Annotated in this window: 8 protein-coding genes; 1 reads left to right on the top strand and 7 read right to left on the bottom strand. The window is 35.9% G+C overall.

What is annotated here, in order from left to right; all coding sequences use genetic code 11:
- Positions 1-114 precede the first annotated feature (114 nt).
- The gene (locus Q0E86_RS10450; RefSeq protein ID WP_295756909.1) at positions 115-438 is read right to left on the bottom strand and encodes a cyclic-di-AMP receptor; all 324 of its coding nucleotides are present in this window, start codon (positions 436-438) and stop codon (positions 115-117) included.
- 177 nt (positions 439-615) lie between these two features.
- On the opposite strand from Q0E86_RS10450, the gene Q0E86_RS10455 reads away from it, so the two are divergent.
- Positions 616-1,989 (top strand): polysaccharide deacetylase, encoded by a 1,374-nt coding sequence (locus tag Q0E86_RS10455; protein WP_295756912.1) that lies wholly within the window; start codon positions 616-618, stop codon positions 1,987-1,989.
- A gap of 111 nt (positions 1,990-2,100) precedes the next feature.
- Here the strand turns inward: Q0E86_RS10455 and ltrA are convergent, their stop codons facing one another.
- The 6 genes from ltrA to uvrA form a co-directional block, all read right to left on the bottom strand.
- A complete protein-coding gene (gene ltrA, locus Q0E86_RS10460) occupies positions 2,101-3,381 on the bottom strand; it encodes a group II intron reverse transcriptase/maturase (RefSeq protein ID WP_295756915.1) in 1,281 nt (426 codons plus the stop codon).
- Positions 3,382-3,915: 534 nt separating this feature from the next.
- Positions 3,916-4,407: a PocR ligand-binding domain-containing protein gene (locus Q0E86_RS10465; protein WP_295756918.1), complete on the bottom strand. Its 492-nt coding sequence runs from the start codon at positions 4,405-4,407 to the stop codon at positions 3,916-3,918.
- A 126-nt stretch (positions 4,408-4,533) separates the two neighbouring features.
- Positions 4,534-5,448 carry a thioredoxin-disulfide reductase gene (gene trxB / locus Q0E86_RS10470; protein WP_295756920.1) on the bottom strand — a complete coding sequence of 305 codons (915 nt, stop codon included), beginning with the start codon at positions 5,446-5,448 and terminating at the stop codon, positions 4,534-4,536.
- The gene (gene lgt / locus Q0E86_RS10475) at positions 5,424-6,881 is read right to left on the bottom strand and encodes a prolipoprotein diacylglyceryl transferase (protein ID WP_295756923.1); all 1,458 of its coding nucleotides are present in this window, start codon (positions 6,879-6,881) and stop codon (positions 5,424-5,426) included. The genes trxB and lgt overlap by 25 nt, the downstream gene beginning before the upstream one ends.
- Positions 6,859-7,821: an HPr(Ser) kinase/phosphatase gene (gene hprK, locus Q0E86_RS10480; RefSeq protein ID WP_295756926.1), complete on the bottom strand. Its 963-nt coding sequence runs from the start codon at positions 7,819-7,821 to the stop codon at positions 6,859-6,861. The genes lgt and hprK overlap by 23 nt, the downstream gene beginning before the upstream one ends.
- On the bottom strand, positions 7,799-10,648 hold the full coding sequence (gene uvrA / locus Q0E86_RS10485; protein WP_295756929.1) for an excinuclease ABC subunit UvrA: 2,850 nt from the start codon (positions 10,646-10,648) through the stop codon (positions 7,799-7,801). Before uvrA ends, hprK begins: the two co-directional genes overlap by 23 nt.
- Between the last annotated feature and the right edge of the window lie 152 nt (positions 10,649-10,800).

The raw sequence follows: 10,800 nt of genomic DNA on the forward strand, positions 1-10,800 counted from the left end.
GTGGTTCACTACACTTGGCGGTAACTACCTGTGGTTGGTTTATCTCCAACTGAACTCATGCCATGCCCGGCACACCAGAAAAAGGGTAGAAATAGACTTTCCACCCTCCATTTGTTAAACTTTTAAGAATTGTGCTACATCTAGCACGAAAATTGTGGCTCCTCCAACAGTAACTTCCACAGGAAAACTTGCATAACGGCCAATATCATAACTAGCTGTACTAGGTACAATTTCCGTTCGCTTACTTGAATATTCCTTGATGATATCAATGGCTGCTTCCACTTTTTCGTCTTCACAACCAATAATCAACGTTGTATTGCCTGCGCGAAGGAATCCACCAGTCGTTGCTAATTTAGTAACAGAAAAACCATTTTTATTTAGTGCATTACTTGCCACTGGACTATCGTCATTTGATAAAATTGCTAGGATAAATTTCATAGTGCTTCCCCCACCTTTCTAAAGTTATTATATATAAATTTATGTGTAACTACAACACCCAAAAGAACCATAATCTTTAGAACAATTCCTTCCGTTTCATGTATAATAAGAGTTGAGTTTAGTGGGAGTAGTCAGATATGTTAATAAAGAAATATTCAAATCTTTTGGAGATCCAATATGATAAATAAAAGAAAAAAGGACAAATTTGGCAATGGATTGATCACATTTCTATTTATATGCATTATTTTTCTATTGTGTTATGCTTTTAAAAATCCAGTTTTATTATATTCATCCAATCCAGAAGTAGAGATCAATCATGAATATGATCCAAAAGAAAATATTCAACAAGTCTTCTTCCATTCGGATTCCGAAGTAAAGATTTCAGGAGATATCGATACGAATAAAATTGGAAATTATGAAATCACATATCAATTAAAGAATTATAAAAAAACATGCAAAGTATCTGTAAAAGATACAAAAGCACCTGAATTAAAAGTTAAAGCCTATAAAGCGGATATGAAAGAAGATATTCAGCCTGAATCCTTTGTCGAAAGTGTTAAGGACGATTCAAAAGTATCTTTATCCTTTAAGAAAAAACCTACAAAGGACAAAGAACAAACATTAACCATCATCGCAAAAGATGAATATGGAAATACAACAATGAAAGAGGCAACTCTAACATTGGCAAAAGATACAAAAAAACCTGTAATTCATACGGATACTATCTCTGTTTATGTGGGTTCAAAGCCTAACTACAAATCCTATATAGAGGTAACCGATAATCTGGATTCTAAACCAACAATCAAGGTCGATTCTTCAAAAGTAAAGACCAAAAAGGCGGGAACTTATAAATTATTAGTTACAGCTACAGATCGTTCCGGTAATAAGGCCAAGGCAAAAATCAATGTAACTGTTGAAGAACCAAGTAAAGTCGTATATATGACATTTGATGATGGTCCTAGTGAAAATACAGATAAGATATTAAAGATCTTAAAGAAATATGATGCGAAAGCCACTTTCTTTGTGACTGGAAACAATCAAAAATACAACAAATCTATCAAAAAGGCTGCTGATCAAGGAAATACCATTGCACTTCACACTTATACGCATGACTATGCGAACGTTTATTCTTCTACCACAGCTTATTTTGAAGACTTACAAAAAGTAAGTGACATGGTCAAACAAATCACAGGTAAAGCACCAAAATATATTCGTTTCCCTGGAGGTTCTAGCAACACAATTTCAGCACAATTTTCGCAAGGAATCATGACTACACTTGATAGTTTAGTACATGAAAAAGGTTATGAATATTTTGATTGGAACTGCTCAAGTGGAGATGCTGCATCTAATACAGTGCCAGCACAAGATATTGTACGCAATGCGACAAATTGTGATTACGAGCAGATCATGATTTTATTCCATGATTCAAGTCCAAAAACAACAACAGTTGAAGCATTACCAGAAATCATTAAAAACTATAAAGATCGAGGATATGTCTTTAAAGGAATTTCAGATGATACACCAATATTCCATCATGGAGTTAATAACTAAGCTAGCTTAAGGCTGGCTTTTTTTGTGCAATCGAGTAGGAGAAAGTAATAAAACTTTCGTCCTCTCACACCACCGGGCAAGCCGCTCGGCACACGGCGGTTCAAATTCAAATTAACAGTGCTTTAGATTAAATTGGTCTAGTAAGAATACTAGGCCTCTTTCTTTTAGTCTTTTATTCGTAAGCACAGTATTTAAGAAGCTACTGGCGCATCTTGCATAGGCTTTTCGACTGTTCGCAAGCATCCATGCTTCTCTTTTTGGTACCCCTAGACTAATCAGAGCCTTCTTCTTTGTGTTTACTTTCTTCCATTGTTTCCATATGCACATTCGTAATCTAAATCTTACATGTACATCAATCACTCGTGCAATATTCTTCCAGTAACCAATCTTATAGTAGTTGGTCCATCCTACGATTGTTTTCTTAATCTTTTCAAGACGTTCGTCTAAACTGATTGACCATCTTCTACTAGTGAGTTTCTTAAGTTTAAGTTTTAGTTTCTCGACTGATTTTGCGTGGGGCTTGGCTTTCCATAACCCGTCATACTTGTCCATAAAGAATCCAAATCCTAAATACTTAATATCATTGGGTTTAGAGACTTTAGACTTTGTCATATTTACTTTTAATCCGAGTTTGTTCTCAATAAATATCGAGACATTCTTCATGACTCTGTCTGCTGCTTTAGAACTACCTACTAATATAATGCAGTCATCCGCGTATCTTGTGAATCGCAATCCTCTAGCCTCTAATTCCTTATCTAACTGGTCAAGCATAATATTGCTTAACAATGGACTAAGATTTCCACCTTGAGGTGTACCTATAACCGATTCTTTGTATTCATCATCTATCATGATTCCGCTCTTTAGAAATTTATTAATCAATGAAACTATCTCGCCACATTTAACATCTTTCATAATTAGTGAAATCATCTTATCGTGATTTACATTGTCGAAGAACTTTTCCAAATCGATGTCCACAACCCATTGGTAGCCGTCATTCATAAATTCCAAAGCTTTTAGAATTGCCATTTCACAACATCTGTCAGGCCTGAATCCATAGCTAGAATCACTAAATTTAGGCTCATATATTGGTGTTAAGACTTGTGCAATCGCTTGTTGCACGAATCTATCTACGACAGTAGGTACACCTAAGTTGCGTACTCCTCCATCCGGTTTTGGTATCTCAACCCTTTTAACCGGTTTTGGACTATACTTCTTATTTCGAATCTGTTCCTTGATTTCATCAAGGTGTTTAGAAAGGTATTCATCTAATTCTTTGACTTCCATGCCATCGATACCCGATGCACCTTTATTTTTCTTTACTCTCTGTTTATCTATTTTAAGATTTTCATCGCTTAAAAGCTCATTTAGTAAAGTATCATCATTGTATAACACTGTTCGTTACCTCCTCCGTCTTCGCCATCCTCTGTACTAACTTTCCCTTTCCTTTCCTGGGCTTCTAGTTTTCCTCAACTTCTGAGTTTGTCATACAGTGGAATCTTGTACGTTATTAATAACCATGAATTTGTTTGGTCCTTCGCTCCACATCCATTACAGATGCTTCTTCGCTACTACGACCGCTGCTGACTCCTTGCCGTTCGTTGTTACTAGGATATTCTCCTCGACAAGGCCTCCCGGGATAAGGTCATATATCTTTCATTCCATATATCTGCCACGTTTACTCATTTGAATATTCCACAGTCATTAGGATTTTATGTTGTTTGGCACATTCATCCGAATTCTTACGAGCCTCCTACGTGATTTCTGTACGTCAGACCGGAACTTTGCCTCCACCTTCTTTCAGATTCCACCTCACGATGGACACCCTTGGTATTGGCTAGTGGTTGGCCACTGTGATTACAACCCCCACAACAGACTTTCACTGTCTAGATATATGCCATGCCCGGCATACCAAAAAAATCGAAGGAATTAACCTTCGATTACTGCTTTATAGTACTTTAATAAATCTTGCATCAATTCGATACTTTCTTCTACTTGCGCTTCATTCATCACAACAACTTTTGTGTAGTTATGTAAAAGTATTGGTCTAGAAACATTATATGTTTCAGCTAAATGATTGACCCAATCTTCTGCTTCTAAACCTTGTTGCTTTGTGATGACACCCTCAGATATGATAACACCTTTTACATCTGCAAGAGATACGGGAACACTCCATTTAACAAGCCCTGCATGACATGCATACTTTTGTGGTTCATTCGATTTTAAAGCTCCTGTATAATTTTCAAATGTACATTCATCACATTGACGTAATGCAGATGAACTTGTTTTTAAGCATTTACAAAAGAAGTTTTTCTCCTTTGCGCTACTAATCTCTGTTTCGTCTTGCACAAAATAGCATCTTAATCCAGTAATATGGTAATACGCATCCATTACCTTTTTGATTGCTTCTTCAGGCAACATAATATAACACCTCAAATCCTTTTCTTACCTTAATTAAATCACTTTCAGTGATTGATTTCAAGAATTTTGTAAGCCGTTTCAGTTATATTTTCGCATTTTAAAACCAGATGTTTTCATCTGGTTGTATTAAATATTTTTGATTTTATGAAATGCATGTTGCGCTGCAATGGCACCATCATTGCAAGCTGTTACTACCTGTCTTAATTCTTTATCAATGACATCTCCAGCTGCATAGATTCCTGGTATTTTTGTTTGACAATTCGCATCCACTAAGACGTATCCTCGTTCGTTCAACACACCTAAATCTTGTACACAATCCGTATTTGGATCTTGTCCAACATAAGGAAAGATGCCTGAACATTCTACAATCTGCGTTTCATGTGTATCTACATTTTCTAGCTCAATGCCAGATACTTTTCCTTCTGAACTTAAAATTCGAACAGGAATATGTTTCTTGATGACATGAATCTTTTCATTTTCTTCAATCTGCCTTTGAATATGTTCTTCTGCTCTAAATACATCTCTTCGAATCACAATCGTTACACTTCGTGCAAGTCCTGCAAGATAAATCGATTCTTCTAATGCCGAGTTTCCTCCGCCAATCACGACTACATCTTTATCTCTAAAAAATGCCCCGTCACAAACGGCACAAAAAGAAACACCATGTCCAAGATTTTCTTTTTCTCCAGGTATATTTAACAATCGTTCTTTTGTCCCTGTCGCAAGAATGATAGCTTTACCATTCACAACATTTCCATCACTCAAATATACATTTTTATTTTCATCAATCTTGTTGACTTCACCATACGCATATTCAGCTTGAAAAGAAGTAGCTTGCTCAAACATATCCATCGCAAGCTGCGTTCCTTCTATTTCTTTAACACCTGGATAATTACTGATTTTATTTGTTTTAATCAACTTTCCTCCTGGCGCCCCATTTTCTAAAATCAATGTTTTTAGTCCAGCTCTTGAACCATAAAGTGCTGCACTTAAGCCGGCTGGCCCAGCACCTATTATCACCAAATCGTATTGTCGCTCCATATGTGATCCTCCTTACATAATGGTATTAACTGCATCAAATCATCGATAACTTTACATGGCTTCGCTTCTTTTAGGGCTTCACGCTGTTTTTCATCAACGCTAAACCCTACAGAATAAGCAGCCATATTTTTTGCGGCTACAATATCCGCAACATTATCACCGACATAAATACAATCATCATGACTAGTATGTAATAAGTTACACGCTTCAATCAAGCCAGATGCACTTGGTTTAGGTTCTGGTAAATTTTCTTTTCCCAACACAACATCAAAATACGCATCTAATCCCGATTGTTTTAATCCTCTTTTTACAACTTCAATACGCTTATTTGAAACAACTGCACATTGTATATTTTCTTTTTTCAATCCTTCAAGCATCTCTTTGGCATGAGGAATTTCATTTAATAATTCTTTATGAAGAGATTTATTGATGACTTGATAACGATCAATGATATTTTGAACTTGATCTTCTGGAAAATACTTTGAAAAAGTCACTTCCAAAGTTGGTCCAAAGAATGAATACAATTCTTCATTTGACAATTCATAATCTGGCTTAAGTTCTTTAAATACTCTTCTAAATGTTTCAAAAACCAACTCTTGTGAATCTATCAACGTTCCATCTAAGTCAAATAACACAACAGGTGTTTTCTTCCAATGAAATACCTTGTGAAATACACCAATTAAGCCTAGACATCCTACAATCATTAGAGCCAAAGATACAAGTTGAGCGGTACGAAGTCCAAAAACCATCAATGAATCTGTACGCATACCTTCAATCACAAAACGTGTAATTCCATACCAAACCATGTACATAAATCCACAATCTCCACGTCTTCTATACCAATACTTACGGAAGATACGTGTAATGAATAAAAAGCCTAGTAAGTTACATACACTCTCAAATAGGAATGTAGGCATACGGTATGCTCCATCAATAAACATTTGGTTTTTAATGAATGCTGGATAGTGCGCAAAGAAACTTTCGGATACGATTCCACCATAGGCTTCTTGATTCATAAAATTGCCCCAACGCCCAAATGCTTGTGCAAGTAAAACGGTTGGCATGATTAAATCAAACATTCTTAAAAATGAAATCTTACGTCTTTTGAAAAAGAACAAACTAAAAATAAAGCCTGCAATCAAACCACCATGAATGGCCAATCCACCATTCCAAATGGCAACGATTTCATTCATATGTTGAGAATAATATCCCCATTCAAAAATCACATACCATGTTCTAGCACCTAGAATCCCTATAAATAACATAGGAACGACATAATCGTCTAATACTTCGGGTGCGTACCCCCATTTTTTCATGGTTCTTTGACATAATAAATAAGCACATAAAGCTCCTGTTAAAATTAAAACGGCATACCATGCGATTTCGAAAGATCCAAATGAAACAAATATTTTAGTGCTCGGAAATAGATGCATCTAATTCCTCCTTCTTATTTTCGGATATTTGCGAAAGTACTCGCTCTTCAAATTCTTTTGCAGAATCCAATCCGTCTTTCAACAACAAGAAATTGGTTACGGCTGTCTCAATAACAGACGACATTGGACGTCCTTGAGAAACCGGAATCGTCATCTTTAAAATTTTGATTCCCAAAATTTCATTATATTCTTTTTCTTCAATTCCAACGCGATCGTATTCATAAGAATCATTGAATGGTTCTAAATCGATTTGAAATTCAATTTGTGTTTCATGCGCTATAGCACCTACACCATACATTCTAGAAATATTAATAATTCCCACACCTCTAAGTTCCATGAATCCTTCGAGCATTGGTGTCGTTCTTCCTACTAACTCATCATGAATTTTGTAACAATCAATACGATCATCACCTACTAATTGGTGTCCACGTTTAATTAATTCCAACGCAATTTCACTTTTTCCCATTCCACTTTTACCTGTAATTAATACTCCTACACCAGATACACGTACCAATTCTCCATGAATGACTACAGATTCTGCAAGACATTCATCTAAGTAGTTTGTAATACTTACAATTGCGTGAGAAGTTTGATGTTCTGTTTTAAATACTGGAAAATTTTTACGATTTGCGATCTCTTTTAAAACAGGTGGACACTCATGGCCATGCGCAATTACGATGCATGGCGTGTTATCTCCTGTTAAAAATTCAAAGGAACGACGTTGTGAAATTTCATCCATTTGTTCTTCAATATAACCAATTTCTTTATCTCCTAGTACTACAAGTCTTTTTGTTTGAGTATCCGGAAAATATCCAGCCAACTCTAATCCCGGACGATTAGTATCAGCCAAAGTTAATGGACGATTTAATGAATTTGAATCTCCAGTCACAATTGTCCACATGAATTTTTTTGCTAAATCACGAACAATTACTTTTGCCATGGTCTCCTCCTTTTTCTAATAATGGTTTTAAATATTGACCTGTATAGCTTTCTTTACACTCGGCAATCTTTTCTGGTGTTCCCGTACAAATGATTGTACCTCCACCTTGTCCACCTTCAGGTCCCATATCTATAATTTGATCTGCACATTTGATTACATCCAAATTGTGCTCTATAACTAATACTGTATCTCCATGTTCGACCAAACGTTGTAAAACTTCAATCAATTTTTTTACATCATCACTATGTAATCCAGTTGTAGGTTCATCAAGCACAAATAACGTTTTGCCTGTAGCCTTCTTTTGAAGCTCACTAGCCAGCTTTACACGTTGTGCCTCGCCCCCTGATAAAGTTGTTGCACTTTGGCCTAATTTTATATAAGAAAGTCCTACGTCGTTTAGAGTTTGCAATTTGTGTTTGATTTTTGAAACATTACTGAAGAATTCTAATGCTTCTTCAACTGTCATATCCAATACATCCGCAATAGTTTTACCTTTATAATGAACTTGTAATGTTTCTTCATTATAACGTTTTCCACCACATTGATCACAAGGTACATAAACATCCGGTAAAAAATGCATGGAAATACGTAAAATTCCATCACCTTGACAGGCTTCACATCGTCCACCCTTCACATTGAATGAAAAACGACCCTTATCATATCCAAGCATTTTTGCCTCTTTTGTCTGCGCAAATAAATCACGAATATCATCAAACACCCCTGTATAAGTAGCTGGATTTGAGCGTGGTGTTCTTCCAATTGGGTCTTGGCCAATCTCTACAATTTTATCAATATTTTCAATGCCTTGAATTTCTTTACATGCGCCCGGTTTGATTCTTAAACGACCTAGCGCATGTTGTAACCCGTGTGTTAATACTTCTGTAACTAATGAAGATTTTCCACTTCCAGAAACGCCAGTGACAACCGTAAATGTTCCAAGCTTAATTGTTACATTTACATTTTTTAAGTTGTTCTGGCTAGCTTTTACTACTTTTAATTTCTTTCCATTACCCTTACGCCGTGTCATAGGCACATCTATTCTTTTACGTCCACTTAAATAAGCTCCCGTAATCGAATTTTCATTCTGCATAATTTCTTCCGGTGTTCCAGCCGCAACAATTTGGCCTCCATGAACACCAGCTCCAGGACCAACATCTACAATATAATCACTGGCTCGCATTGTGTCTTCATCATGTTCTACGACAATCAAAGTATTGCCTAAATCTCGCATATCTTTTAATGCGCCAATCAAACGATCGTTATCTCTTTGATGTAATCCAATACTAGGTTCGTCTAATACATACATAACCCCAGTTAAACGTGATCCAATCTGTGTTGCCAAACGAATACGTTGCGCTTCTCCTCCGGATAGAGTGGATGCCAAACGATCAAGTGTTAAATAACTTAGACCAACATGATTTAAGAATGAAAGACGATTTTTTATTTCTTTCACAACCAATTCTGCAATCTTGGCTTGTGTTGGTGTTAATTCGAGTTGGTCCATAAAATCTATGGCTTCACGAATGCTCATTTGTGTCCATTCATAAATGTTTTTCCCACCAACAAGCACAGACAATGCCTGCTTATTCAATCGTGCACCATGACATTTTGGACATTGTGCATCGGCCAAAAAGGATCCATACCATTCTCGAGACATAGTTGAAGTTGTTTCCATATACCTTCTTTCAATCATAGGACAAACACCTTCAATATATTCAAGCTTTGTCGAAACCGTTCCAGAACGAGAATTCAATTGATAAGCGATTGGTACATCTGAACCATATAATAAATAATTAAGTTTCTTTTTAGGTAGATCCTTGATTGGTGTATCCATATCAATTTCATAATACTTTATCAACGCATGGATTCGTTGCCATTCTAGATTTTCTGTATTCACAATATTTTTATAATAGTGAATGCCTCCTTGCGCAATTGATTTTGTATCATCTGGAATTAATAGAGACAAATCCACTTTTTGAGTAATGCCTAAACCTTTACATTCTGGACAAGCGCCAAATGGTGCATTAAATGAGAATAATTTTGGTTCTAATTTAGGTACGGAAAAACCACAAATTTTACATGCATAATTGCTTGAAAATAAGGTTTCAGATTCATTCGTTAATAAAATAGCTAAACCATCACTTAATTTTAATGCCGTTTCTAATGAATCATGAAAACGTGAACGATCATCACCTTTTACAATTCGATCCACTACGACATCAATAGTGTGTTTTTTATTTTTATCTAATGTTTCTAGTTCTTCAAGATATTTGATTTCGCCATCAACACGAACACGAATATATCCTTCTTTCATTAGATTATCAATTAAATCTTTGTGTGTTCCTTTTTTCCCTTGGATTACCGGACTTAAGATGGTACATCTTGTTTTATCCGGCAATTCCATAATTTTATCAATCATTTCCTTAATTGTATTTCCTGTTATTGGAATGTGGTGATCCGGACAATAAGGGACTCCTATACGGGCATATAATAAACGTAAATAATCATAGATTTCAGTCACTGTTCCTACGGTAGAGCGAGGATTGTTCGAAGTTGTTTTTTGGTCTATTGCGATGGCTGGTGAAAGACCATCGATTTGGTCAACATCTGGTTTTTCACTATTTCCTAAAAACTGCCTTGCATAAGCAGATAAGGATTCCATATATCGACGTTGTCCTTCTGCATATATTGTGTCAAAAGCTAAAGAAGTCTTACCACTGCCTGAAACGCCGGTCATAATGACTAATTTATCTTTTGGGATTTTTAAACTTATATTTTTAAGGTTATTTTCACGAGCACCTTGTATTGTTATATACTTTTGGTCCATATTAAACCTCCTATGCACATTATTATACCATAAACATTTGTTCATTATTTGTGAAATAATGGGCAAGAAAAAGGCAAAAAAAAGACCCGGCAGCTAGCTATCTTCGCAGGGGCAAGCCCAACTATTGTCGCCGTGAAAGTGCTTAACTTCTG

The organism is uncultured Holdemanella sp. (genome assembly GCF_934754935.1).
GTDB lineage: Bacteria > Bacillota_I > Bacilli_A > Erysipelotrichales > Erysipelotrichaceae > Holdemanella.